The organism is Shewanella sp. 3_MG-2023, assembly GCF_030548765.1.
Classification (GTDB): Bacteria; Pseudomonadota; Gammaproteobacteria; order Enterobacterales; family Shewanellaceae; genus Shewanella.
Genome location: NZ_JAUOSH010000003.1, coordinates 47,928 through 74,532, shown reverse-complemented (window position 1 = coordinate 74,532; position 26,605 = coordinate 47,928). Strand labels below are relative to the sequence as shown.

At 41.4% G+C, this 26,605-nt stretch carries 24 protein-coding genes; 12 read left to right on the top strand and 12 right to left on the bottom strand.

The window, feature by feature from the left end:
* Positions 1 to 125 precede the first annotated feature (125 nt).
* The 4 genes from pheS to lpxM all read left to right on the top strand — a co-directional run bounded on the left by pheS (position 126) and on the right by lpxM (position 4,929).
* Positions 126 to 1,109 carry a phenylalanine--tRNA ligase subunit alpha gene (gene pheS / locus Q4591_RS02575; protein WP_076536230.1) on the top strand — a complete coding sequence of 328 codons (984 nt, stop codon included), beginning with the start codon at positions 126 to 128 and terminating at the stop codon, positions 1,107 to 1,109.
* Between the two features lie 15 nt (positions 1,110 to 1,124).
* Positions 1,125 to 3,512 (top strand): phenylalanine--tRNA ligase subunit beta, encoded by a 2,388-nt coding sequence (pheT, locus tag Q4591_RS02570; RefSeq protein ID WP_303459215.1) that lies wholly within the window; start codon positions 1,125 to 1,127, stop codon positions 3,510 to 3,512.
* Positions 3,513 to 3,516: 4 nt separating this feature from the next.
* The gene (ihfA, locus tag Q4591_RS02565; protein ID WP_102437883.1) at positions 3,517 to 3,816 is read left to right on the top strand and encodes an integration host factor subunit alpha; all 300 of its coding nucleotides are present in this window, start codon (positions 3,517 to 3,519) and stop codon (positions 3,814 to 3,816) included.
* Positions 3,817 to 3,993: 177 nt separating this feature from the next.
* Positions 3,994 to 4,929: a lauroyl-Kdo(2)-lipid IV(A) myristoyltransferase gene (gene lpxM, locus Q4591_RS02560; protein WP_102437882.1), complete on the top strand. Its 936-nt coding sequence runs from the start codon at positions 3,994 to 3,996 to the stop codon at positions 4,927 to 4,929.
* 96 nt (positions 4,930 to 5,025) lie between these two features.
* On the opposite strand, the gene Q4591_RS02555 is transcribed toward lpxM, so the two are convergent.
* From Q4591_RS02555 to Q4591_RS02530, 6 genes are all read right to left on the bottom strand, one after another.
* A complete protein-coding gene (locus Q4591_RS02555) occupies positions 5,026 to 6,156 on the bottom strand; it encodes a cupin domain-containing protein (RefSeq protein WP_102477243.1) in 1,131 nt (376 codons plus the stop codon).
* Between the two features lie 80 nt (positions 6,157 to 6,236).
* Positions 6,237 to 7,607, bottom strand: coding sequence for an adenylosuccinate lyase (gene purB / locus Q4591_RS02550; protein WP_102437878.1), 1,371 nt, complete (start codon positions 7,605 to 7,607; stop codon positions 6,237 to 6,239).
* 55 nt (positions 7,608 to 7,662) lie between these two features.
* On the bottom strand, positions 7,663 to 8,283 hold the full coding sequence (gene hflD / locus Q4591_RS02545; protein WP_076536241.1) for a high frequency lysogenization protein HflD: 621 nt from the start codon (positions 8,281 to 8,283) through the stop codon (positions 7,663 to 7,665).
* Positions 8,284 to 8,286: 3 nt separating this feature from the next.
* Positions 8,287 to 9,405 carry a tRNA 2-thiouridine(34) synthase MnmA gene (mnmA, locus tag Q4591_RS02540; protein ID WP_102520013.1) on the bottom strand — a complete coding sequence of 373 codons (1,119 nt, stop codon included), beginning with the start codon at positions 9,403 to 9,405 and terminating at the stop codon, positions 8,287 to 8,289.
* A gap of 120 nt (positions 9,406 to 9,525) precedes the next feature.
* Positions 9,526 to 10,002 (bottom strand): NUDIX hydrolase, encoded by a 477-nt coding sequence (locus tag Q4591_RS02535; protein WP_102437909.1) that lies wholly within the window; start codon positions 10,000 to 10,002, stop codon positions 9,526 to 9,528.
* Positions 10,003 to 10,041: 39 nt separating this feature from the next.
* Complete coding sequence (locus Q4591_RS02530) at positions 10,042 to 10,695, bottom strand: rRNA large subunit pseudouridine synthase E (protein ID WP_102477245.1); 654 nt, start codon at positions 10,693 to 10,695, stop codon at positions 10,042 to 10,044.
* 282 nt (positions 10,696 to 10,977) lie between these two features.
* Between Q4591_RS02530 and Q4591_RS02525 the strand changes: the two genes are divergently transcribed.
* The gene (locus Q4591_RS02525) at positions 10,978 to 13,203 is read left to right on the top strand and encodes an NADP-dependent isocitrate dehydrogenase (protein WP_102437872.1); all 2,226 of its coding nucleotides are present in this window, start codon (positions 10,978 to 10,980) and stop codon (positions 13,201 to 13,203) included.
* Between the two features lie 359 nt (positions 13,204 to 13,562).
* Here Q4591_RS02525 and cspD read toward each other — a convergent pair whose 3' ends face one another.
* A complete protein-coding gene (gene cspD / locus Q4591_RS02520) occupies positions 13,563 to 13,769 on the bottom strand; it encodes a cold shock domain-containing protein CspD (protein ID WP_055024439.1) in 207 nt (68 codons plus the stop codon).
* A gap of 193 nt (positions 13,770 to 13,962) precedes the next feature.
* Between cspD and clpS the strand changes: the two genes are divergently transcribed.
* Together clpS and clpA are read left to right on the top strand one after the other, a co-directional pair.
* Positions 13,963 to 14,271, top strand: a complete 309-nt coding sequence (gene clpS, locus Q4591_RS02515; RefSeq protein ID WP_102437870.1) for an ATP-dependent Clp protease adapter ClpS — start codon at positions 13,963 to 13,965, stop codon at positions 14,269 to 14,271.
* Between the two features lie 58 nt (positions 14,272 to 14,329).
* The gene (gene clpA / locus Q4591_RS02510; protein WP_102437868.1) at positions 14,330 to 16,588 is read left to right on the top strand and encodes an ATP-dependent Clp protease ATP-binding subunit ClpA; all 2,259 of its coding nucleotides are present in this window, start codon (positions 14,330 to 14,332) and stop codon (positions 16,586 to 16,588) included.
* A 182-nt stretch (positions 16,589 to 16,770) separates the two neighbouring features.
* Here the strand turns inward: clpA and infA are convergent, their stop codons facing one another.
* The 3 genes from infA to aat form a co-directional block, all read right to left on the bottom strand.
* Positions 16,771 to 16,989: a translation initiation factor IF-1 gene (infA, locus tag Q4591_RS02505; protein WP_011496276.1), complete on the bottom strand. Its 219-nt coding sequence runs from the start codon at positions 16,987 to 16,989 to the stop codon at positions 16,771 to 16,773.
* An 83-nt stretch (positions 16,990 to 17,072) separates the two neighbouring features.
* Positions 17,073 to 17,816 carry an arginyltransferase gene (locus tag Q4591_RS02500; RefSeq protein WP_102437866.1) on the bottom strand — a complete coding sequence of 248 codons (744 nt, stop codon included), beginning with the start codon at positions 17,814 to 17,816 and terminating at the stop codon, positions 17,073 to 17,075.
* A complete protein-coding gene (aat, locus tag Q4591_RS02495) occupies positions 17,776 to 18,483 on the bottom strand; it encodes a leucyl/phenylalanyl-tRNA--protein transferase (protein ID WP_102437907.1) in 708 nt (235 codons plus the stop codon). The genes Q4591_RS02500 and aat overlap by 41 nt, the downstream gene beginning before the upstream one ends.
* A gap of 53 nt (positions 18,484 to 18,536) precedes the next feature.
* Here aat and Q4591_RS02490 point away from each other — a divergent pair, with 53 nt between their 5' ends.
* A complete protein-coding gene (locus Q4591_RS02490; protein ID WP_102437864.1) occupies positions 18,537 to 19,019 on the top strand; it encodes a glycine zipper 2TM domain-containing protein in 483 nt (160 codons plus the stop codon).
* Between the two features lie 84 nt (positions 19,020 to 19,103).
* Here Q4591_RS02490 and Q4591_RS02485 read toward each other — a convergent pair whose 3' ends face one another.
* The gene (locus Q4591_RS02485) at positions 19,104 to 19,466 is read right to left on the bottom strand and encodes a hypothetical protein (RefSeq protein WP_102437862.1); all 363 of its coding nucleotides are present in this window, start codon (positions 19,464 to 19,466) and stop codon (positions 19,104 to 19,106) included.
* A 196-nt stretch (positions 19,467 to 19,662) separates the two neighbouring features.
* Here Q4591_RS02485 and Q4591_RS02480 point away from each other — a divergent pair, with 196 nt between their 5' ends.
* Positions 19,663 to 20,430 carry a Nif3-like dinuclear metal center hexameric protein gene (locus tag Q4591_RS02480; protein ID WP_102437905.1) on the top strand — a complete coding sequence of 256 codons (768 nt, stop codon included), beginning with the start codon at positions 19,663 to 19,665 and terminating at the stop codon, positions 20,428 to 20,430.
* 46 nt (positions 20,431 to 20,476) lie between these two features.
* Positions 20,477 to 22,417: a monovalent cation:proton antiporter-2 (CPA2) family protein gene (locus Q4591_RS02475; protein ID WP_102477247.1), complete on the top strand. Its 1,941-nt coding sequence runs from the start codon at positions 20,477 to 20,479 to the stop codon at positions 22,415 to 22,417.
* Between the two features lie 80 nt (positions 22,418 to 22,497).
* On the opposite strand, the gene metG is transcribed toward Q4591_RS02475, so the two are convergent.
* Complete coding sequence (gene metG / locus Q4591_RS02470; protein WP_102477248.1) at positions 22,498 to 24,546, bottom strand: methionine--tRNA ligase; 2,049 nt, start codon at positions 24,544 to 24,546, stop codon at positions 22,498 to 22,500.
* A gap of 155 nt (positions 24,547 to 24,701) precedes the next feature.
* Here metG and apbC point away from each other — a divergent pair, with 155 nt between their 5' ends.
* Together apbC and udk are read left to right on the top strand one after the other, a co-directional pair.
* A complete protein-coding gene (gene apbC, locus Q4591_RS02465; protein ID WP_303409893.1) occupies positions 24,702 to 25,817 on the top strand; it encodes an iron-sulfur cluster carrier protein ApbC in 1,116 nt (371 codons plus the stop codon).
* Positions 25,818 to 25,828: 11 nt separating this feature from the next.
* On the top strand, positions 25,829 to 26,467 hold the full coding sequence (gene udk / locus Q4591_RS02460; RefSeq protein WP_102437854.1) for a uridine kinase: 639 nt from the start codon (positions 25,829 to 25,831) through the stop codon (positions 26,465 to 26,467).
* The last annotated feature ends 138 nt before the right edge of the window (positions 26,468 to 26,605 follow it).

Here is a 26,605-nt window from a genome sequence, read left to right as displayed (position 1 = left end):
AATTCCAGCTTTTGTTTTACCCCCATGCTTTAGGCATAAAGTTGACTTTGTGCCTAGACTACTATGTCGCCTGATAATCAGGCGCCCAATAGCATTTGATATGCAAAAATGCAGTGGATGAGAAAATGCAGCAGTTAACAGAGATCGTAGAACAAGCCTTAGAAGTAATAGGTAAGGCCAGTGATCTAAAGACACTGGATGATATCCGTGTCGACTACCTTGGTAAGAAAGGTAAGATCACTGACATGATGAAAATGATGGGTAGCTTAAGTCCAGCAGAGAAACCTGCCTTTGGACAAGCAGTCAACCAAGCTAAGCAAGCGGTACAGAAGCAACTTTCTGAGCGTATTGAAGGCTTAAAGGCTGCTGAATTAGAAGCGCAACTTATCGCAGATAAAATCGATGTAACCTTACCAGGTCGTACGCTTGAAATGGGCGGTTTACACCCAGTAACACGTACGATTGAACGTATTGAAACTTTCTTTGGCGAGCTTGGTTTTACCACTAAGCATGGTCCTGAAATCGAAGATGACTTTCATAACTTCGATGCATTGAATATTTCTGAGCATCATCCAGCTCGTGCTGATCATGACACCTTTTATTTCAATCCAAAAGTGATGTTGCGTACGCAAACTTCAGGGGTACAAATTCGTACCATGGAGCATGAAAAGCCACCTTTGCGTATCATTTCTCCAGGTCGTGTTTATCGTAACGACTACGATCAAACTCACACGCCAATGTTCCACCAAGTGGAAGGTTTGTTAGTTGATGAAAAAGTTAACTTTGCAGAGCTGAAAGGCATTTTGCATGACTTCTTACGTAACTTTTTCGAAGAAGATTTAGAAGTGCGATTCCGTCCATCTTACTTCCCGTTTACTGAGCCTTCAGCTGAAGTTGATGTTATGGGTAAAAACGGTAAGTGGCTTGAAGTATTAGGTTGCGGCATGGTGCACCCTAATGTCCTTCGCAGTGTCGGTATCGACCCAGAAAAATACTCTGGTTTTGCTTTTGGTATGGGTGTTGAGCGTTTGACTATGCTGCGCTACGGTGTTAACGACTTACGTGCCTTCTTTGAAAACGATTTACGTTTTCTTAAGCAATTCAAATAACGGAGCAATATAAAGATGAAATTCAGTGAATCTTGGCTTCGTGAATGGGTTAGCCCATCTGTAAGCCGTGAAGAATTATCACACCAAATCACAATGGCCGGTCTTGAAGTTGACGGTATTGATGCCGTTGCAGCCGAATTTAGCGGTGTGATTGTTGGTGAAGTGGTTGAGTGTGGTCAGCATCCAGATGCTGACAAATTACGCGTAACTAAAATTAATGTTGGCGGCGATGAGTTAATTGATATCGTTTGCGGTGCACCAAACTGCCGTTTAGGCTTAAAAGTTGCGGTAGCAATGGTTGGGGCAGTGCTACCTGGCGATTTTAAAATTAAAAAAGCCAAACTACGCGGCCAGCCATCATTTGGTATGTTGTGTTCATACGGTGAGATCGGTATTGATATCGAAAGTGACGGTATTATTGAATTACCTGCAGATGCGCCGATTGGTAAAGATATCCGTGAATATCTTCAACTAAACGATGCCATCATCGACGTTGATTTAACCGCTAACCGTGCAGATTGTTTAGGTATGGCAGGCTTAGCGCGCGAAGTTGGTGTATTAAACCGTCAAGCGGTTGCTGAGCCGACGTGGGATCCTGTTACTGCAACTATCGATGATAAAGTTGAAATTAACGTTATTGCAGCAGATGCCTGTCCTCGTTATTTAGGCCGTGTGGTTAAGAATGTAAACTTAGCGGCAGCAACGCCTTTATGGATGCAAGAGAAGTTACGTCGTAGCGGTATTCGCTCAATCGATCCCATTGTAGATATTACTAACTACGTATTGATTGAATATGGTCAGCCAATGCATGCGTTTGATTTAGCAGCCTTAAATGGTGCTATTCAAGTGCGTTTAAGCGACGGCGTTGAAAAGCTTACTTTACTTGACGGTAACGAAATTACAGTACCAAGTGACACCCTAGTGATTGCTGACGATAAAGCAGCCGTTGCCTTAGCGGGTGTATTTGGCGGTGAAGCGTCAGGCGTAACTGCAAAGACCCAAGATATTTTATTAGAGTGCGCATTCTTTGCGCCTTTAGCCATTATGGGTAAATCGCGTCGCTTAGGCTTACACACAGATGCATCACACCGTTTTGAACGTGGTGTAGACCCTGAGCTTCAACATAAAGTGATGGACCGAGCTACGCGCTTAGTACTTGATATTTGTGGTGGTGAAGCAGGTCCTGTTGCTGAAGCAGTGTCTGAAGCGCATTTACCTAAGCCGGCTCAAATCACTTTGCGTCGCAGCAAGTTAGACAAAATTCTAGGTCATCATATTCCTGATACTGATGTAACAGAAATTCTTGAGCGTCTTGGATTTACTGTTGCAGTAACTGCTGACGCTTGGAATGTGACCACGGCAACATATCGTTTTGATATGGCCATTGAAGAAGATTTAATCGAAGAGGTTGCCCGTATTTATGGATATAACAATATCCCAAATATTGCACCTGTTGCTTCATTAAGTATGTCTGATCACAAAGAAGCGAATATTCCATTAAGCAAAGTGCGCAGTGTATTAGTGGCGCGCGGTTTCCAAGAAGCGGTGACCTATAGCTTTGTTGATCCTAAGTTACAAAACATTGTTCATCCAAATGAGCCAGCAATGATTTTACCGAATCCTATTTCGGTTGAAATGTCAGCGATGCGTTTATCGATGTTCACGGGTTTATTAACTTGTGTAGGTTATAACCAAAGCCGTCAACAAGGTCGCGTACGTTTATTTGAAACCGGTTTACGCTTTGTACCTGATGCCAAAGCAGATTCTGGCGTTAGACAAGAAGCGATGATTGGCGCGGTTATTTCTGGTGTTCAAAATGATGAACATTGGTCTATGGAATCTAAAACTGTCGACTTCTTTGATTTAAAAGGCGATTTAGAATCAATTATCGGCTTGACAGTTTCGACTTCTGAATTTACTTTTAGAAGTGCAACACATTCAGCTCTTCATCCAGGGCAATGTGCTGAAATATTGAGAAATAATCGAGTCATTGGTGTTATAGGTGCTATCCATCCGAGTTTGGAGAAGCCTTTTGGCCTTAATGGCAAAACAATTGTTTTTGAGTTAGAACTGGACGCTTTACTGCAAGCCAGTTTGCCGCTAGCCCAGGCTGTATCTAAGTTTCCTGCTAATCGACGTGATATTGCAGTCGTTGTAGACGAAGAAGTTTCTGCAACTAATGTTATGGATTTGATAAGAAAAGTTGGCGAAAATCAGTTGGTTGGCTTAAACTTGTTCGATGTATACCGGGGTAAAGGTGTTGACGCTGGCAAAAAGAGCCTTGCAATCGCACTTACATTACAAGACATTACTCGTACACTTGAAGAAAAAGACATCACTGAAACTGTTGATTCAGTTGTCTCGGCACTTAAGAGCGAGTTCAACGCATTGTTGAGGGATTAAAAGTATGGCACTTACCAAAGCCGAAATGGCAGAACATCTTTTCGAAACACTTGGCATGAATAAACGTGTAGCCAAAGAGATGGTTGAGTCTTTCTTTGAAGAGATTAGAGAAGCACTTGAAAGTGGTGAGCAGGTCAAGTTATCTGGCTTTGGAAACTTTGATTTGCGCGATAAAAACCAAAGACCGGGAAGGAACCCAAAAACTGGTGAAGATATTCCTATTTCAGCTCGCCGTGTAGTGACGTTCCGTCCGGGACAAAAACTCAAAACACGTGTTGAAGAAGCAAATGCTGAAAAGAAGTAGTTTCACTGTTTAATAAAAAAGCCACTCATTGAGTGGCTTTTTTATTTTAACAAATTAAGCAAGATTCAAAGTAGCAATTTTACAATATTCAGATGTTGTCCCGCTGATAAATTGGTATTATGGCCAATTCCTTAGGCTCTTTGTTTCACTGTGTTAATGTAATCTTTGAGGTTTCTTTTGGCTAGACAAGCAAAACATTTCGATCGTCGCTTTACCCTATCTTTATTGCACCCGAAATATTGGGGTACATGGCTAGCCATTATGGTGTTATTTATGTTTGGGGTGATGCCTGCTTGGTTGCGAGATCCTATAGCGCGACTATTAGCCAAGCTGGTACTGTCTTATGCGAAAAAACCCATCAATATTGCGCGTATCAATATTCAAACATGTTTTCCTGAGAAGTCAGCGACTGAGGTGGATGAGTTAATTAACGCCAACGTCGATATGTTTGTTTTAACCTTGGTATCTCAAGCTGAATTATTAATTCGCTCAGATGCGCATCTAAGGCGTCGAGTCAGTATTACAGGTTTTGAACATGTGCAAGCCGCGCGTGATGCTGGCCAGCCGATTATTTTTATCATGCCCCATGTATGGCCGATTGATTATGCCGGGCTGCGTTTAAATATCGAACTGCCTATGGTTACCATGGCCAAAGCTCATAATAACGGCTTATTCAATTGGTTTAGTAATCGACTACGCAGTAGTAAGAATGGCCGCGTTTACATGCGAGAGGCGGGCATACGCGCGCTAATCACTGAATTAAAGCAAGATAATAGCTTCTTTTATTTACCAGATGAAGATTTAGGTCCTGAGCAAAGTGTATTTGCTCCATTGCTGGCAACAGAAAAAGCCACCTTACCGGTAGTAGGGCGTTTAGCGCAAGCAGGTAAGGCGCAGGTTTTACCGGTAAAAATTGGTTACGACAAAGCAGCTTACCAGTTTAAGTTGACCGTGATGCCGCAAGTTAAGCCTGAAGATATGCAAGGTAAGGATAACGAAGCCATTGCTTTAAATAAAATGGTTGAGCAAGTTATTCAAGCTTACCCTGAGCAATATATGTGGTTTTTGAAATTCCTTAAAACCCGTCCAGAAGGGCAAGCAAAAATCTATTAATTTGAATAACTAATAAACCAAAAAAGCACTCGATGAGTGCTTTTTTTTGGTTAAAGGAAAATTAGTGTGGCGCTAAGATGTCACTTTAATTAACGGTTACTCTGAAAAGTAATACCAACCTTGATTGATAAGCTGGGTTAATACCGTCATGACTTGCTGATCATTGAGCCAGTTTTGAAGCTGCGATTGAGTGAGTAGGTGATTATTGGCGATCTCGGCGATGATGTCTTGTTCAATCCCTGCGGCGCAAACCACTTCACCATTGATATACAACTGCGCTTGGGTATCAGCCTCTAGGCTTAATACCTTTAAGCCGCCAATACGTTGCATGTTAGCGCCATCTTCAATGGCTTCCTTAACATCTGTTGTTGAAATTGGCGCTTCAAAGGGATTGATATCGAGTTCAAAACGATTTTGGCTGAGTAACTTACCTAGCATAGTTTGGTATTGGGCAGGATCAGTTGCTAATTGAGCCAGTAAATCCATGATCCCTTGCTGCTGAGTTTGACTGACTAGGCCATGGCTTGCAGCTTCTTCGCTAGAGGTAAATCTATGTTGGCCAGCACTGTTATCAATCAGCGAATCAGCCAACTCAGTTAATAATTCTTGCTGACTTGGCGCTCTAAAACCAATAGAATAACTCATTGCAAGACTTAAGGTTTCACCGCAATGAGGGTAGCCTGGCGGAATATATAACATATCGCCTTTGCTGAGCACCACATCAATAATGGGTTCAAAGTCATCGACTAATGGACTTGATGGATCTCCACCACGGCATTGATGTTCGCCATTATGGCCCACTTTCCAGCGGCGTTCCCCTTCTCCTTGGATCAAGAACACATCATAATTATCAATATGTGGCCCAATGCCGCCTTGTGGGGTGGCAAACGATACCATTAAGTCATCAAAACGCCAATCAGGTAAAAATCTGAATGCTTCAACCAGTGGTTGAGACTCCGGATACCAATGGTTTACCGCTTGCACAAGTAACTGCCATTTGTCATCGCCATGTTCGTCATAGTCTTCAAACGGCCCTTGAATCACTTTCCAGTCATCGGTTTCAGTTTTAACGATGCGAGAAGAGATATCTTCTTCCATGGCTAGGCCTGCAAGTTCATCGGCCGATATTGGATCTTCAAATGCCTTAAAGGCATTTTTGATGACTATAGGTTTTTGTTGCCAATATTTACTGATGAACTCAGCAGTATCAAAATTTAATGTATACATAGTATTAAAAAAGGCGGCAATCCTTATGGAACTGCCGCCTATCCTTATTCAACAATCAATAGTTGTTATTGAGTGGAAGATTATTTTAACTCGTCAACAAATGCTTCAGCACGACCAATGTAGTTGGCTGGCGTCATTGTTTTAAGTTCAGCTTTAACGTTATCAGGTAACTCTAGACCATCGATAAAGACTGCAAGTTGATCGCCGTCGATACGCTTACCACGGGTTAACTCTTTTAATTTCTCGTATGGCTTTTCAATGCCGTAGCGACGCATCACTGTTTGTACTGGCTCTGCTAATACTTCCCAGTTTTTATCTAACTCAGCGCGAAGGTTTGCTTCATTCACTTCAAGCTTGCTGATGCCTTTCATTGTTGCTTGATAAGCAATTAATGAATGCGCCATACCAACACCTAAGTTACGCAATACTGTTGAGTCAGTTAAATCTCGCTGCCATCTTGATACAGGAAGCTTTGCGGCTAAATGCTGCATTAACGCGTTAGCAATACCTAAGTTACCTTCAGAATTTTCAAAATCAATTGGGTTAACTTTGTGCGGCATGGTTGATGAACCAATCTCGCCAGCGATAGTGCGTTGCTTGAAGTGACCTAATGCAATGTAGCCCCAAATGTCACGATCGAAATCGATTAAGATGGTGTTGAAACGGGCAATAGCATCAAATAACTCAGCGATGTAATCATGGGGCTCAATTTGAGTGGTGTATGCGTTCCAGTTAATACCTAAACTTGTCACAAAGCGTTGTGACAGCTCATGCCAGTTAACTTCTGGGTAAGCAGAAAGGTGAGCATTGTAGTTACCCACAGCGCCATTGATTTTACCCATGATTTCTACTGCATTGATTTGGTCTAGTTGGCGTTCTAAACGAACGGCAACGTTAGCCATTTCTTTACCCAGCGTAGAAGGCGAAGCCGGTTGACCATGTGTACGTGACATCAATGGTACTGATTTGTTGTCTCTTGCTAATTGCTTAAGCGCATTGACAATTTCTAGACACTGAGGCGCTAATACTAATTCACGTGCTTCTTTAAGCATTAATGCGTGAGATAAGTTATTAATATCTTCAGAAGTACAAGCAAAATGTACGAATTCGTCGATTGCAACTAATTCAGCGTTATCTGCAATTTGTTCTTTGATGAAATACTCAACCGCTTTAACGTCATGGTTAGTGGTTCTTTCAATCGTTTTAACGCGCAAAGCGTCTTCTTCACTGAAGTTATCCTTGATGCTATCTAGTAACGCTAATGCGTCTTCACTAAATGGCGGAACTTCTTCAATCTCTGGGCAACTTGAAAGTAGTTTTAACCAGTTAATTTCAACTTGAACACGGTATTTTGTTAAACCGAATTCGCTGAAAATACCTCGTAGAGAGGTGGTTTTACTACCGTAACGACCGTCTATCGGCGAGATAGCTGTCAGTGCAGAAAGATCCATTTGAAGCTCCTTGATGAACTTTTATTGTAAGTTGGAATATTTGTAGGGTGAATCGTTAATTATTTTTACGGCTACTGATAGCGGTATCCACAATGGCTTTACGGGCAAAAACTAAGTGACGGCGTTTGCCTCCCAGTTGTCGCCATAAAACGGCACTGCGCATCGCTGCTAGCAATAAAGCACGAATTTTTTGTTGTACTTGCGGTTGTTGTAAATAAGCTGGATTCCCAGAAATTTGCAATTTAGGTCCCAGTTCACTGATGGTATCACTGTAAATACTGGCAAGACTGGCGATGATTTGTTCATCAGTAATCGCAAAATGGTGTAGTTGTCGATGCACTTGGTTGATGCGTTCAGCTAACATGCCTAAGCCATTTGCTGAGCGAGCCAGTTTGCGCTCCAGTGCTAACATACCAACAAGGTAGCGGGTGGTTTCCACATCCTTGCTATTACCATCACCCAATTGGTTTTCAATGAGCTGATAACCTTTATTAAGTGCTTGCTTATCGGTATAGATATCACTAATAGAATCAGGATCTGTGACCATGATGGTGTTCAGACTTGCAGCAAGTGCGCTTTCATCTGAATCACCATGACGAGCAATATGTTGTACTTGAGCAATAGCTTGTAATATTCCGGCAAACGCCATAGTGCGTTCAAATAAGACTTGGCTCACAGACTATCCTCTAATTAAACAATCAATGATTCCGCCGCCAAGGCAGACTTCACCATCATAAAATACTGCAGATTGCCCCGGCGTTACCGCAGCAACGGGTTCATCAAAAATAACCCTTAAGTTACTGTCATCATCATAAGTCACAGTGCAGTGCACATCTTGCTGACGATAACGAGTTTTAACGGTAATTTTTGCTGGTGCGCTTGGGCCTTTGCGGTCAACCCAATGTAATTGATTGACCAACATGCCAGTAGACATTAACCGTGGATGCTTACCACCTTGGGCCACAACGAGCACATTGCGGGTTAAATCTTTATCAACCACATACCAAGGATCATCGTTACTATTTTTCAAGCCACCAATACCCAGACCTTTACGCTGGCCTAGTGTGTGGTACATCAATCCTTGGTGGGTACCAATCACTTCACCTTCATCAGCGGTTTCAATATCACCAGGCTGAGCAGGTAAGTAGGTTGCTAAAAAGTCAGTAAACTTGCGCTCACCGATAAAGCAGATGCCAGTACTGTCTTTTTTATCATGGGTGATTAAGCCCATTTCTTTGGCGATATCACGAACTTGGTGTTTTTCTAATTCGCCCACAGGGAATAAACTTTTAGCCACTTGCTCATGACTAAGGGTATAGAGGAAATAACTTTGATCTTTATTGCCATCAACACCACGTAACATTTGAGTTCCGTCAGCACTGTCATAACGGCGAACGTAGTGGCCCATAGCAATATAGTCAGCATCAAGAATTTCGTCAGCGAATTCTAAAAATGCTTTGAATTTGATTTCTTTGTTACAGATGATATCGGGATTTGGGGTACGACCTGCTTTATATTCCGCTAAGAAATACTCGAAAACATTGTCCCAATACTCTGCCGCAAAGTTAACTGTATGAAGTTTAATGCCTAATTTATCACAGACGGACTGGGCATCTTTTAAGTCTTCAGAAGCCGCACAATACTCATCGGTATCATCTTCTTCCCAGTTCTTCATGAACAATCCTTCTACTTGGTAGCCTTGCTGCATAAGCAAATACGCAGAAACAGAAGAATCTACACCGCCGGACATGCCAACGATGACTTTTTTACCATTTGGATTGGGAGTACTTAATGTCATAAAACCTAGAAACCATGAGTGTTTGGGTAGTTAGAGATCATAATGTGGTCGCCGTTAGTGCATTTCAAGTGCGCTGACAAATGAACCTATAAATCTCCAAAATGTGCGGCGCATATTCTATCATGCATTATTGGTTGCGGCTATGATCTGCAGTTCACTATTAATCAGTGATAATGGGCTGTGGGGTTTATGTAAATAGTCTTCAATAGATTTGAGTACTAATGGGCTGCGAAGTTGATTTTGACGGGCTTTTACCTGTTCTATAGTTAACCAATGGCAGGCACTAATAGCAGGATCTATTGGGGTGCATTCAACGCATTTGTTTACTTGTGCGCAAAAAGTAAATCGCATAAAAGACAATGCGTTTGATGCACTAAATTGGTAGATGCAAACGAGTGCCGAAATAGTAATATTTAATCCGGTTTCTTCTTTTACTTCCCGAATGCAGGCATCAATGATGGTTTCATTGGCTTCTAAATGCCCTGCAGGTTGGTTAAAGCGCACTTCACCATCAATAATTTCTTCAACTAATAAAAATTTATTATCACAATGGATAACACAAGCAACAGTGGTATTGGGTTTATAACGTGGTTTCACCATGACTTATCCTATTGCCTAAAAATCTTGTGTGACAGATTAACTTTCTTGTTTGTGGACTTTATATTCACCACAATTAATGTCATCTAAACTCCATTGACCTATTTTATAGCGAATTAATCTTAAAGTAGGGTGGCCGATATGCGCGGTCATGCGTCTCACTTGTCGGTTTCTGCCTTCACAAATTTGAATTTCTAACCAGGTTGTTGGAATAGACTTTCGCTCACGCACTGGCGGGGTTCGCTCCCAAACCGCAGGTTCATCGATTACTTTTGCTTTTGCTGGCAAGGTCATGCCATCTTTTAGTTCAACCCCTTGGCAGAGTGCTTTTATTGACGCTGCATCTGGCTCACCTTCAACTTGAGCCCAATAAGTCTTAAAGGTTTTCTTTTTCGGCTGGGTCAATTTCGCCTGCAGTTTACCGTCATTAGTGAGTAGCAATAAGCCTTCACTGTCTCTATCTAAACGTCCTGCAGCATAAACGTCTTTTACTGGAATAAAATCTTTTAAGGTTTGGCGACCAGATTCATCGGTAAATTGACATAAAACATCAAAAGGTTTGTTAAACAACACAATTACGGGATCGGATACTGGCTTAGCTACTGGGCGTTTAAAGCCTTTTTTCATTGGGCGAGTTGATGTTGGGGATGCAAATTTATTACTGAAACGTTTTGGTTTGCCATTGACTGACATATAAAAGCCTTTAATGATGAAATTGATTCATTTTGTATAGTTTACTCGGCATTGGGCCTTAGTGGAATTTGAATCTTGCACATAATGGTCTATGATGTTGGCCTAAAAATGTGATCTGTACCCGTTTTTAAAAAACAAGCAGCCACTATTTATTTTTCAAATTTCATATGGATTTGTGCCGCAAAATTACACTTTAACAATAGATTAAAGGTCTTTTTAGGTAGATACTTATTACAATAATAATTTATAAAAACTATTTATTTCAATAATGTAGGAAAAAGCATGAAAGATAATTCTCCAACGATCATTTATACTGAAACTGATGAAGCCCCCGCATTAGCTACGCTGTCATTACTCCCTATCATCCGCACATTTACCAATGCTGCAGGTGTAAAAGTCGAGACTAGAGATATATCTTTATCTGGCCGTATTATTGCTAACTTTCCTGAAAAGTTAACTGCAGAGCAAAAAATTGCTGATGCACTCACTGAGTTAGGCCTAATGGCAAATACGCCTGAAGCTAATATTATCAAGTTACCTAACATCAGTGCGTCAATTCCACAGTTAAAAGCCTGTATCGCTGAACTTCAAGCGAAAGGTTACGACATACCAAACTACCCAGATGAGCCATCGACTGATGCAGAGCGTGAATCTCAGTCACGTTATGACAAGATTAAAGGCAGTGCAGTAAACCCGGTATTGCGTGAAGGTAACTCTGATCGCCGCGCGCCAACATCGGTAAAAAATTACGCTAAGAAAAACCCGCATTCAATGGGTAAATGGGCAAGTGATTCAGCATCACACGTTGCGCATATGAATGAAGGTGATTTTTACGGTAGTGAGCAATCAGTCACCCTGACTGATGCTGATACTGTAGATATCGTGCTAACCCAAGCAGATGGCCAAAAAGTAGCTTTGAAAACGGGCTTATCTTTATTAGCCGGTGAAGTAATTGATACCGCAGTAATGAGCAACAAAGCTTTAGTTGCCTTTTACGAGCGAGAAATCGAAGCGGCTAAATCTGAAGATGTACTATTGTCATTGCACCTTAAAGCAACAATGATGAAAGTATCAGACCCGATTTTATTTGGTCACGCTGTAAAAGTTTTCTTTAAAGAGGTTTTTGACAAGCACCAAGTGCTGTTTGATGAATTAGGCGTTGATGTTAACAATGGTTTTGGTGATGTATACGCAAAAATTGCCACATTACCAGAAGCCCAGCGCGCAGAAATCGAGGCTGATATTGCTGCGGTTTATGCTAAACGTCCAGCATTGGCGATGGTTGATTCAGATAAAGGCATCACTAACTTACACGTACCAAGTGATATTATTATTGATGCATCTATGCCTGCAGCTATTCGTTCTTCAGGTAAAATGTGGGGCCCTGATGGCCAACTTAAAGACACCAAAGCAATGATCCCTGATCGTTGTTATGCCGGTGTGTATCAAGAAACAATTGCATTTTGTAAAACCAATGGCGCATTTAACCCAACCACAATGGGCAGTGTGCCAAACGTCGGTTTGATGGCTCAAAAAGCCGAAGAATACGGTAGTCATGATAAAACATTTGAAATTGCACAAGCAGGTGTTGTTAACGTTGTTAACCGTGCTGGCAAGGTGTTGATGACGCATAATGTTGAAGTTGGTGACATTTTCAGAATGTGCCAGGTAAAAGATGCACCAATCCGCGATTGGGTTAAGTTAGCAGTTCGACGTTCACGTTTAAGTGCCACGCCTGCAATTTTCTGGTTAGACAGTAAGCGTGCTCATGACGCTCAATTAATCACTAAAGTTGAAGCTTATCTTCAAGATCATGATACTGACGGCTTGGATATACAAATTCTTGCACCAGTAGAAGCAACTCGAGTGACACTCGCTCGCGTTAAACAAGGTTTAGATACTATTTCTGTAACGGGTAACGTACTGCGTGATTACCTGACTGATCTATTCCCAATTCTTGAATTAGGCACTAGTGCTAAAATGCTATCAATTGTGCCGTTAATGAATGGCGGTGGCTTATTTGAAACAGGCGCGGGTGGTAGTGCACCTAAGCATGTTCAACAAGTTGAGAAAGAAGGCCATTTACGCTGGGATTCACTGGGTGAATTTTTGGCATTAGCGGCTTCCTTAGAGCATTTAAGCCAAACGGCAAATAACCCTAAAGCACAGGTGCTAGCGGATACGTTAGATATTGCTATCGGCCAATTCCTTGATAGCAATAAATCACCTTCACGTCGTGTTGGTGAGCTTGATAACCGTGGTAGTCACTTTTATTTAGCCATGTATTGGGCTCAAGCTGTCTCAGTGCAAACTGTTGATACGGAATTAGCTGCGCAGTTTACTGAACTTGCTGAGTCGCTAACATCTAACGAAGCGGCAATTGTGGCGGAATTGAATGCATCACAAGGCCCTGCTGTTGATTTAGGTGGTTACTACCGTTTAGACGCAGCAAAAGCTGAAGCTGCCATGCGTCCAAGTGCATTACTAAATCAATTTATTACACATTAAGCGTTTTTTTGTGGCTAAATTGAAGGCATAAAATTGATGCCGTAAAGCAGAGGGCTTGCTCTCTGCTTTTTTGTGCCTGTTTGCCGCCATAGCCAGTTCGACTGATTTTAATCGCACTCAGTTAATGGGATAAGCTTTCAAGGCTTGAATACTGAAACTAGGCTCAGTGAGATTTAGCCTCTGTCAGCAAATTTGTTAACGCCGGAGGTTGAAGTTGCTTAAGTTAAGATGAATTGAACCTCAGTTTTATTTACGATTAGGTGTTTTTTTGGGCAAACAGTTTAATATTTACTTTTTATTTGCCCAATAAAAAAGGCAGAGATTAAAATCTCTGCCTTTTTGATTTATAGTTTCACCGACTATTTTGTTGGTGAAATGGCTGAAGCATGCATGCCCTTTGGGCCCTGCTCAGTTTCGAAATCGACAGGCTGACCCGCTTTTAGCGTTCTGTAGCCTTCCATTTCAATAGTTGAATAATGTGCAAAAACATCTTCGCCACCCTGATCTGGGCATATAAACCCGAATCCTTTGGCGTTGTTGAACCATTTAACAGTTCCGCTTGCCATACTTCCACTTCCTTCTGTTGCCTACTTACCAGTAAGATAGTAAAACTTATTAAGAGCGGTCTACATGTGCCGCCTGCAAACAGAATGAAATTTGTACGAAAAGATGTCAAGTAAAAATTAACAAAATGACAACATTTAATTAATTTAATAATATCAATTGGTCTTGTACCAAACTAGAGGCTAGTATTAACACATGGGTAGATTAGGCAGCGTAGAGCACACTAAAGAGCGTGTTGAATCGGAGCTACAACCACCTTCAATGTATAAGGTCGTGTTAAATAACGATGATTACACACCGATGGATTTTGTTATTGAAGTGCTTCAACGCTTTTTTAACAAGGATGAACAGCAAGCCACAGACATCATGTTGGCTATCCATCACCAAGGTAAAGGAATATGTGGTGTTTTTTCATTTGGGATCGCTGAAACCAAAGTCTTACAAGTAAATCAATTTGCCAGAGAAAACGAACATCCGTTGCTGTGTACATTAGAAGCCGCATAGTGAACTTGCTGTTCACAACCGGTAACTCTGCAGTATTTGAGTATTTTTAGGGGGTGCTATGCTAAACAAAGATCTTGAAGTCACCTTGAATCTCGCTTTTCAACAAGCTCGAGATTCACGTCATGAATATATGACAGTAGAACATTTATTATTAGCATTAATTAATAACCCATCGGCTAAAGAAGCACTATTAGCCTGTGGTGCAGATCTGTCTCGTTTACACGAGGAAGTATCTAACTTCATCCAACAAACAACCCCATTAATCGCTGACACCACAGAAGAACGTGAAACTCAGCCTACCTTAGGCTTTCAACGTGTGCTTCAGCGTGCAGTATTTCATGTGCAGTCATCAGGTCGTAATGAAGTGACAGGTGCCAATGTCTTAGTTGCTATTTTTAGTGAGCAAGAGTCTCAGGCTGTATATTTACTGCGTCGCTGCGAAATAACGCGTTTAGATGTGGTTAACTATATCTCCCACGGTTTACCAAAAGACGATAGTGACGAAGAGATAAATAACCCAGAAGCCAGCGAAGAAGGCACTGAAGCCGGTGAAGATAGAAGTTTATTGGCTCAATTTGCTACAGACTTAAATCAATTATCTAAAGATGGGGTCATAGACCCACTCATTGGCCGTGATGATGAAGTTGAACGAGCGATTCAAACCTTATGTCGTCGTCGTAAAAATAACCCATTATTGGTCGGTGAGGCTGGTGTGGGTAAAACAGCCATTGCTGAAGGTTTAGCCTACCGTATCGTTAATGAGCAAGTACCTGATGTTATCAAAGATGCGACTGTGTATTCGTTAGATTTAGGCTCATTACTCGCTGGCACTAAATACCGTGGTGATTTTGAAAAACGCTTTAAAGGGCTATTAAAAGAGCTGGCCAAAAATGAACATGCGATTTTATTTATTGATGAAATTCATACCATCATTGGTGCAGGTGCCGCTTCAGGTGGGGTAATGGATGCCTCAAATCTGTTAAAACCTTTGTTATCCAACGGCTCACTTCGATGTATGGGCTCAACCACATTCCAGGAATACCAAAGTATTTTTGAGAAAGACAGGGCTTTAGCCCGTCGTTTCCAAAAAATTGATATTAACGAACCTTCGGTTGCTGAAACCACTAAGATTTTACTGGGACTTAAATCAAAGTATGAAGAACATCATGGGGTTCGTTACACTCAGGCTGCAATCAGTTCTGCGGCCAGCTTGTCAGCTAAGCACATTAATGATCGTCACTTGCCTGACAAGGCCATTGATGTGATTGATGAGGCGGGCGCTAGAATGGTGATGCTGCCAGCTAGCAAACGTAAAAAAACCATCGGTCAGCCAGAAATTGAAGCCATTATTGCCAAAATAGCACGTATTCCTGAGAAGTCCGTATCGTCTACTGACAAAGATTTACTTAAGAACCTTGAACGTAACCTTAAGATGTTGGTATTCGGGCAGGACAAAGCCATTGAGGGCCTTAGCTCTGCCATACGTTTATCTCGAAGCGGCTTAGGTGCAGAGAAAAAGCCTGTGGGCAGTTTCTTATTTGCCGGCCCTACTGGGGTGGGTAAAACCGAGGTGACTAATCAGTTGGCATCATGTTTAAACATGAAGCTTATCCGTTTTGATATGTCTGAGTATACCGAAAGACATACGGTTTCACGTTTAATTGGTTCACCACCCGGTTATGTCGGTTACGAGCAAGGCGGTTTACTTACTGATGCCGTAATTAAAAACCCGCATTGTGTGGTGCTGCTAGATGAAATCGAAAAAGCTCACCCTGACATTTATAATTTGCTGTTGCAAGTCATGGATCACGGTACCTTAACCGATAATAACGGTCGCAAAGCAGACTTTAGAAATGTGACCTTGGTGATGACCACCAATGCTGGCGTTCAAGAGTCTATCCGTACTTCAATAGGCTTTAAGCAACAAGACAACAGCCTTAATGCGATGTCAGAAATTAATAAAGTGTTTTCACCAGAGTTTCGAAATCGTTTAGATTCGATTATTTGGTTTAATCATCTTGATATGACCATTATTGCTAAGGTTGTCGATAAGTTCCTTATTGAGCTGCAAGCGCAGTTAGATGAGAAGCGTGTCACCCTCGAGGTCACTGATGAAGCGCGCACTTTATTAGCTGAAAAGGGTTACGATAAAAATATGGGCGCTCGCCCGATGAGCCGTGTTGTTACTGAGTTAATCAAACGACCATTGGCTGATGAAATCTTATTTGGCAAGCTTGAAGCTGGTGGAATAGCAAAAGTTGATGTCAAAGATAATGAGCTGGTGATCAGTTGCGAATGTGAAGAGAAAGTCTCTTAAACCTTGTTAATTATTTGGCTCAAATAAAAATGGCTATCTGTTTTCAGATAGCCATTTTTTTCTTGACGTTAATCGCCTAATTACTATTACTAAAAATTACTGCTAATTCTTAGTATTTGCCAGGATAGCTAGCAAATAAAAAACCCGACATTAAAGCCGGGTTTTTAATATATGAGGCAGGATTAACGTGCGCGGAAGACGATACGACCTTTACTTAAATCGTAAGGAGTCAACTGAACAGTGACTTTATCACCCGTTAAAATACGGATGTAGTTTTTGCGCATCTTGCCAGAAATGTGTGCTATCACTACATGACCATTTTCAAGTTCTACGCGGAACATTGTATTTGGCAAGGTCTCAAGGATAGTGCCCTGCATTTCAATGTTGTCTTCTTTCGCCATTAATTGGTTACCTTTATGCCTTCAAATATAAAAAATTCGCCGTATCATGCCGTAAAAAGCGCGAGCTGTAAAGGCTTGAAACACTAAAGCATAGGTTCTTTTTCAATATGTTGCCATCCTTGAGCTGTTAAGATTTGATAAGGACGATATAAACGCTTGTAATTCATTTTACGATTTTCATCAATTTGGTAGCCTAAATAAAGAAATTGCTTATGTTTTTGCTGCGCGAGCTGGCATTGCAATAAAATCATATATGACCCTAAGGAACGTTTTGCATATTCGGGGTCAAAATAACTGTAAATTGCCGACATTGAATGCGTCATCATATCGGTTACAGCAACGCCAATGAGCTTTTGTTGATCATAAACTTCAATGAAGGTATCAGGTAGCCACTGGCAAGCAAGAAAGTCGTTAAACTGGCTCTCAGAGGGAGGATACATAGGACCATCAAAATGGCGACCAATAATATATTGTTCATATAATTGATAATGTGCCGCCGTACGCTCGTGCGTAACTTTCCAGGTTAAATCTTGATTATTCTTTAAGGTTCTTTTTTGTCTTTTGGATACCTTAAACTGGCCAACATCCACTCGAATGGACTGACAAGCCTGACAGCTAGGACATCTGGGTTTGTAAATTGAACTGCCATTACGTCTAAAACCCATTCCTAACAATTGTTCGAATAAGTTTGCGTCAAGTTCAGACTCTTGAATAACAAGTAATTGCTCTTGTAAACCGTCAATATAATTACAATCAAACGGCTGGGTTAGGCCAACGCTAATGCTTCTAGAACTCAAAATAGACCTCTTGTTGTAACCAAGTATCATCGTTAATAACTTGATTTCGTAATTGTTTTAGTTGAGCTAAAAATGCTTTTCTGGGAACGTCTACGGCGCCTAAATTGGCTAGGTGAGGGTTCATAATCTGTGCATCAATGAGTTTAAAACCCTTGTCGAATAAATGCTGGTTGAGCATAGCAAAGGCCGCTTTTGAGGCATTAGATTGACGATGAAACATTGACTCGCCACAAAACACGCTTCCCACTGCAATGCCGTATAAGCCGCCAACTAGCTCATCATTATCCCACACTTCAATTGAATGTGCTTTTCCCAGTTTATGCAGCTGTATATAGGCCTGCTGGATGTCAGATGAAATCCAAGTGCCTTGCTGTGTGAGCCTAGGTTGTGAGCAAGCATGGATAACCTCAGTGAAGGCTTTATTAATACTAAAGCGCCATGGACTTTTTTTGAGCAGCTTTAACATACTTTTATTTACTGCATGACGCTTGGGGATAAAAATGGCTCTAGGATCTGGTGACCACCAAAGGATGGGGTCGTGTTCATTAAACCAAGGGAATATGCCTTGATAGTAGGCTTCCACAAGGCGTTGCGGGCTTAAATCACCACCAACAGCTAGTAAACCATTGGGATCTGACAATGCTTGTTGTGGATCAGGAAACAAAGGCAGTTTATTTAAATAGGACAGTGAGTTCACAATTGAGTATATTAATGAGTAGACCTTATGCATACGTTAGCGGAATTTTGCCTATGTTGAAACTCACAAACTGTTCTCGAGCACTTTTTAGTGCGATTTTGTTTATCTTAATCTCAGTGCCAGCAAGTGCGGCCTACGACCGAAATCAAGCTGTCCCAGTAGAAAAGGTTGTCTACGGCCAAGTTGAATCAATTAAACATGTCACTCAAACCCAGTTGGTGGAAGATCGAAATGTTGGCTGGAAAACATTTGGCGGCGCCTTGGTGGGCGGCGTTATTGGCCATCAATTTGGTGGTGGCTCAGGCCAAGATGTTGCAACTGTGCTTGGTGCGTTAGTGGGCGGCGCTGCTGCAAATCAGTATGGAAACACGACCAGAACATTAGAATATAAACTCATTGAAATGATGATAAACCTTGATGATGGTAGCCAAGTGATGGTGATTCAAGATCAAGATCCTGGCATGGCATTTAACGCAGGTGACGAAGTGAGGGTGGTTTATCTAAAAGGCTATGTCAGAGTTGATTTAGCCATGTAAGTCTGGATGTGATTTACACAATAAAAAAGGACACAATAAAAAAGGAGCCTAAGCTCCTTTTTTATTGTGTAAACGCACCTGAAACTAGAAACCGCGAGGTAAGGTACTTTTACCTGCCGCAGCTAGTTTTTCACGCCATAATTCTTTTGGCGTTTTACCACCAGAAGTTGACGTTGCTGGTGTACTTGCAACTTTAACAGCAGGCTTTTTAGCAACTGCTTTTTTTGCGACAACTGCTTTAACCGGCTTATCTGCTACAGGCGCAACAGCGGTTTGACCTTGTGTGGCTTCAAGGTGCATTTTCTCAAGTTCGCTAAAGCGTATCGACTTGCCGCCATCAATTTTGTACCAACTGCCTTTCTGTTCAATTTCAACAGATTTACCAGTTTGATTTTCAAGAGCCGCGGTTAATTCAGCGATAAGCGCTTCTTTTGTCAAGTTTGACATTTTGAGACCTATTTTTATTTATTGAATAGTTTATTTAATGTGTTCAACATCCCGTGGGCTAATTTTAATGTTTAATGTACTTAAAAGTCCAATTTATGCAAAAATCGCTCAGCTATTAGCCAATCTTAACAAGGGTTTTTCAATAAGTATTGGTCTGCGTTACACTATTACTATCAATAAATTTAGGGTTAGTTTTATGTCATTAACGTCTGTATCTCGCCAACAATTGTCTAAATATCTCAATGATTTTCTGAATGTGAATCAGTTTAAAGATTACGCTCCCAATGGGCTGCAAGTGCAGGGCACTGAACACATCAGCACGATTGTGACTGGCGTTACCGCTTGCCAAGCATTAATCGATCAAGCTGCAGCATTAAATGCAGACGCGATTTTAGTGCACCATGGTTTTTTTTGGAAAAATGAACCCGAAGTGCTTACTGGTATGAAATACCAAAGAATAAAATCACTAATGACCCACGATATGAATTTATTCGGCTATCATTTACCTTTAGATGCACATCAAACACTGGGTAATAATGCTGAATTAGCTAAAGAATTAGGTATTGTCGATGTTGAGGTGTGTACCGATATACCGCAAAATTTACTATGGCAGGGGAAATTTCCTCAGCCATTAACTGTTGCACAAGTTAATGCATTATTAACAGAGAAGCTTAATCGAGTGCCATTACACATTGGTGACGAGACTGAGGTTATTTCATCTATTGCTTGGTGTACTGGCGGGGCGCAGGATTATATTGATCATGCTGCAGGCTTGAACGTTGACGCCTTTATCAGTGGTGAAGTGTCAGAAAGGACCTTTCATTGCGCTATGGAGCAAGGGATCCATTACTTTGCCGCCGGTCATCATGCTACAGAGCAATTTGGTATAAAAGCTTTAGGTGAACATTTAGCCAATGAATTTGGTTTAACCCATCACTATATTGATATTGTGAACCCTGTGTAATGTTTGTCACCTGAGCGCAAAATAACTACAGATAAGGAATAAATGGATGACTGAGTATTTTTTACAAGCGTTTATATATTTATCAGCTGCAGTTATCGCCGTACCATTGGCTCAGCGTTTAGGGCTTGGCTCAGTGCTTGGCTATTTAATTGCCGGACTGGTCATTGGTCCCATTATCGGCCTTGTTGGCAGTGAAACCAGCACCATTCAGCATTTTGCTGAATTTGGTGTAGTGATGATGTTATTTCTGGTGGGCTTAGAGTTAGAGCCTAAAATGCTGTGGTCCATGCGGCATCGTCTTATTGGCATGGGCGGGTTACAAGTTGGCTTGTCAGTGGGCGGTGTGATGGCCATTGCGATGTTATTTGATATTCAATGGTCAATCGCATTAACCATAGGTTTGATTTTTTCATTGTCTTCAACAGCAATTGTATTGCAGACCTTTAATGAAAAAGGCTTAATTAAAACGCCTGCCGGTCGAAATGCATTCTCAGTGCTTCTGTTTCAAGATATTGCCGTGATCCCCATGTTGGCGTTAATCCCATTGCTAGCGTTACCTGAATTAGTCGCAGTGACACAAACAGCGGTGTCTGAGGCAGCAGCCCATCATGAAGAGTTATCCTTGGTGGCTGAACTCTCCAGTGGTGTGTATGCCATCGTTTTAGTGCTCTCAATCGCTTTTGTTATTTTTGGCGGCCATTATTTAACTCGACCCATTTTTAAATTTGTTGCAGATTCTGGTGTCAGAGAGATTTCAACTGCTGCGGCATTATTGTTAGTTATTGGCATTGCGGCATTAATGAGTTTGGTTGAGGTTTCACCTGCTTTAGGCACATTTTTAGCAGGTGTGGTACTGGCTAATAGTGAGTTTAAGCATGAACTTGAGGCGAATATTGCGCCGTTTAAAGGTTTATTACTGGGGCTATTTTTCATTACCGTGGGGGCGGGGATTGATTTTGACATCTTATGGCAATATCTAGGAGCCATTTTAGCCATTACTTTTGGGGTGATGTTTTTAAAGGCATTGGTGTTATTTATATTGTCTTTTATATTCCGAATTACAGGTAGTGATAGGTGGCTGTTTACCCTAAGTCTCGCTCAAGCGGGTGAATTCGGTTTTGTGTTATTGAGCTTTAGCCAACAAAATGATGTATTACCCATTCATATCGCCCAGCCATTATCTATTGTGGTTGCCTTGTCGATGTTTTTGACTCCAGGCTTATTCATCTTCTATGAAAAGTTTATTGTGCCCAAATATGAAAAGAACTCAAACGAGCGGGAACAAGATACGGTTGATGAGCAAGGTGTGGTGATCATTGCCGGTATCGGTCGTTTTGGTCAAATAGTCAATCGATTACTGTTATCTAACGGGGTGAAAACGGTTGTACTAGACCGTCAGGCATCCCAAGTGGATACATTGAGAAAAATCAAAACCAAAGCCTTTTATGGTGATGCCACCAGGCCTGATTTATTAGAAACAGCAGGTGTTGCCAACGCTGCCGCCTTTGTCATTGCCATTGATGATCAGCAAAGTAGTATTGAGTTGGTTAAGTACCTTAAACATAAATACCCACAGCTTAAAGTCATCAGCCGTGCTTTTGACCGTGGTCATGGGCACTTATTGCGAGAAGCTGGCGCAGATTTTGTCGAGTCAGAAACCTTCCACTCCGCCCTGAAAGTTGGTGCGGCGTCGATGCGGGCAATGGGATTTTCTGATGAGTTAGTCAGTCAGCAAAAGCTAACATATCAAAGAGTTGAAAAAGAAGCGGCAGATGCCTTATATAAAGAATGGTTGAAGCGACCTGAAGGTGAACGCTATGGCAATGATTTCATCAGTCTGTTTATGCTTTACGAAGAGCGAATGAAGCAAGCCATTGAAGCAGATACAGAGGCTTATAATAGCCGTAACTTTGCCAAAGAGGCGCCTTGTGATAGCTCTGATGATTGTCAAAATCCAAGTCAAAAACCATCTCAAAGTCTAGTATAAATCTCAGCCTAAAATCTGAGTGCTAGTGCCATAAAAAAGGCCATCTTTTGATGGCCTTACTATTCAAGCTTTGTTGCTAATTACATGACTCGCATGCCAGGTTTCGCGCCTGCATGAGGCTCTAAAATCCAGATATCTTTTCCACCAGGGCCGGCGGCTAATACCATGCCTTCAGATTCACCGAACTTCATTTTACGTGGTGCAAGGTTGGCAACCATCACAGTGTGTTTGCCAATCAAATCTTCTGGTGCGTAAGCAGATTTAATGCCTGCAAAAACCTGCTTGGTTTCGCCGCCTAAATCTAACTCTAAACGGAGTAGTTTATTGGCTTTTTCAATATGCTCAGCTTTTGAAATAAGCGCGATACGCAAATCAACTTTGGCAAAATCATCAAAAGTAATTTCAGGGCTTAGGGGCTCTTTCTCAAGCTCAGTTTGAGTAGCTTCCGGCGCAGCATCAGTCACTTTACTTGCAGTTACTTGTAAGTTTTCAGTTGATGCCTCAATGATAGCTTCAATGCTTTTCATTTCAATGCGCTGTATTAATGCTTTAAACTTAGCAATTTCATGGCCAGCTAGATCTACAGCTAAATTATCCCATGTTAATGGCGTCTGTAAGAAAGCTTCAACATTGTCAGCTAGCTTAGGTAGTACCGGTTTAAGGTAAGTGACTAAGATGCGGAACAAGTTAAGTGCATTGCTACACACTTGATGGGCTTCATCTTGCTTGTCTTCTTGTTTGATTAACTGCCAAGGCGCGGCATCAGCAACATAGGCATTTGCCATGTCAGCTAAAGCCATAATTTCGCGCATCGCTTTACCAAACTCACGAGTCTCATATAAATCAGCAATGATATCCTGTTTAGCTAAAAAGGCCTCAGTCAAAGTCATATCGTTGATTTTAGCTAACTTGCCGTCAAAACGTTTACTGATAAAACCAGCGGTACGTGAAGCTAAGTTCACTAATTTACCAACTAGATCAGAGTTCACTCGCTGTGCGAAGTCTTCTAGATTTAAATCTAAGTCATCAACACGGCTGTTTAATTTCGCCGCGTAGTAATAGCGAAGATACTCAGGATCTAAATTATCTAAATAAGTACGCGCTTTAATAAACGTGCCTTTTGACTTAGACATTTTGGCACCATTTACCGTAACATAACCATGTGCATAAACAGCAGTAGGTTTACGAATACCCGCGCCATCTAGCACTGCAGGCCAAAATAAACCGTGGAAGTTGACAATATCTTTACCAATGAAGTGATAAAGCTCTGTTGTAGAGTCTTTTTTCCAAAATTCGTCAAAATCAAGGTCACCACGTTTATCACATAAGTTTTTAAACGAGCCCATGTAACCGATAGGTGCGTCTAACCATACGTAGAAAAACTTACCTGGTTGCTCTGGTATTTCAAAACCAAAATAAGGCGCATCACGGGAAATATCCCATTGCTGCAGACCTTGTTCGAACCATTCTCTTAGCTTGTTGGCGATTTCAGGTTGTAGTGAACCTGATGCAAGCCATTCACTTAACATGGTTTCAAATGCAGGTAAGTCAAAGAAGAAATGTTCACTGTCCTTCATTACTGGCGTAGCACCTGACACGACCGAGTAAGGATTGATTAAATCTGTGGTGCTATAAGTCGCACCACAGTTATCGCAGTTATCACCATATTGATCTTCACTCTTACATTTCGGGCAAGTGCCTTTGACAAAGCGGTCTGGTAAAAACATTTCTTTTTCAGGATCGAATAATTGAGAAATGGTTTTGGTTTTAATGTAACCACCATCACGCAACTTCAGATAAATATCGCTGGCAAGCTCACAGTTTTCTTTACAGTGCGTGCTATGGAAGTTATCAAAGTTGATATTGAAATCAGCGAAATCTTGTTCATGTTCTTTTTGAACTTGAGCAATCATTTCTTCTGGTGTAATACCCAGTTGTTGGGCTTTCAGCATGATTGGGGTGCCATGGGCATCATCTGCACAAATATAGTGACATTCATGTCCACGAAGTTTTTGGTAACGAGACCAAATATCAGTTTGAATATACTCAAGCATATGACCTAAATGGATAGGACCATTTGCATATGGGAGGGCACTTGTCACCAGAATTTTACGTTGTGAATTTGTCATTTTGTCTCAACAATCGATTACACCAAATATATGTTGATGATACTAACCGATCAAAGTGATTATTTCATCAAACAACAACAAAATGGGCTAAATTTGCGCTCATTTTTCTTGAATTCTGGTACACTTGAACAAATTTATCGCTGGGAGTTCTGCTTTTGTCTACTTCGCATACAGATTATCAATTAAGTGCTGACCTATTAGGTCCCGTGTTGAGTATTTTAGATGCATATCAAGATCCATATTTAGCCGAAGGGCTTGTATCTGCAGGTTGTGTCACTAAGCTTTCAATTGAAGGCAAACGTTTATCACTTGGGTTAGTTTATCCATACCCATGTATGACGCAATATCGTGATACTGTCATGGATGTGACTAAAAAATTAGCCGTACTTGATGCTATTGATGAAGTAGAGTGCGAAATTGATTTTCAGCCAAGAGTATTTTCTGCGGTTAGCTCTGTAGCGCCATTGCCAAATATTAAGCAAGTCATTGCTGTGGCTTCAGGTAAAGGCGGCGTGGGTAAATCAACCACGGCAGTTAACCTTGCATTAGCTTTAAAAGCAGAAGGTGCTGAAGTGGGCATCTTAGATGCTGACATTTACGGTCCTTCAATTCCTATGATGCTGGGTTTACAAGGTTTTAAACCGACTTCACCTGACGGGAAAATGATGACCGCAGCCAGTGCTCATGGCATTACTGCCCAATCAATCGGCTTTATGTTAGGTGATGGCGAAGCTGCAGTATGGCGTGGCCCAATGGCGGCCGGTGCTTTAAATCAGTTATTAACTGAAACCCAGTGGCCAGAACTTGATTATTTGGTTATCGATTTACCACCTGGAACCGGTGATATCCAATTAACCCTTTCGCAAAAATTTCCTGTGAGTGGCACGGTTGTGGTGACTACACCGCAAGATATTGCCCTTGAAGATGCGAAAAAAGGCATTACCATGTTCCAAAAAGTGGATATCCCAGTGTTAGGGATTATTGAGAACATGAGTTTTCATTTATGTCCAGAATGTGGCCATAAAGAACACCCATTTGGTACTCATGGTGGCAGTAAAATTGCCGAGCGTTATGAAGTACCGTTATTAGGTGCTTTGCCGCTTAATATCAACATTCGTGAATCAATGGATGAAGGTAACCCTGCAGTTGTGAGTCAGCCTGATTCTGAAGTGGCAGGGATTTATCGTGAGATCGCTCGTAAAGTTGGGGCTCAACTAGCCAAACAACAAAGTAAAAAGACAGTATCAATTAGTATTTCAGACGACGAGTAAGGTTTTAAATAATGAATTCTCCGCAATGTGTCATTATCGGTATCGCGGGTGCGTCAGCATCAGGTAAAAGTTTAATTGCTCAAACTATTTTTGAAGAGTTAAAGCGTGATTTAGGTACCGACCAAATTGGCGTAATCAATGAAGATGCCTATTATCGCGACCAGAGCCATTTATCAATGGAAGATCGTGTTAAAACCAATTATGACCACCCTAAAGCATTAGATCATCAGTTGTTGGCTGAGCATCTAAAACAGCTAAAACGAGGCGAGTCGGTTGATATTCCTTGCTACAGCTATAAGGAACATACTCGTATTGGCAAGACCTTAGATATGCAACCTAAAAAGGTGATTATTTTAGAAGGTATCTTATTATTAACGGATCCTAAACTGCGTGAATTAATGGATGCCAGTGTATTTATGGATACGCCGTTAGATATCTGTTTTTTACGTCGTCTATCACGTGATGTTGCTGAGCGCGGGCGTACCATGGAATCTGTGATTTCTCAGTATAAAGCGACCGTTAGGCCGATGTTTTTACAATTTATTGAGCCATCTAAGCAACATGCTGACATTATCGTGCCTCGTGGTGGTAAAAACCGTATTGCAACCGATATTCTTAAAGCAAGAATACAGCATTTATTGGCACGCTAGATATTAGCACGCTTAATATAGCCGTGTTTTGCGGATTAAAATTGTATTAAGATAAAATGATGACACAGAAAGGCTCCTACAAATGGGGCCATTCTTTTGTGTAAAACCGCTTGAATCGACATGCTAATATCAAGCTGG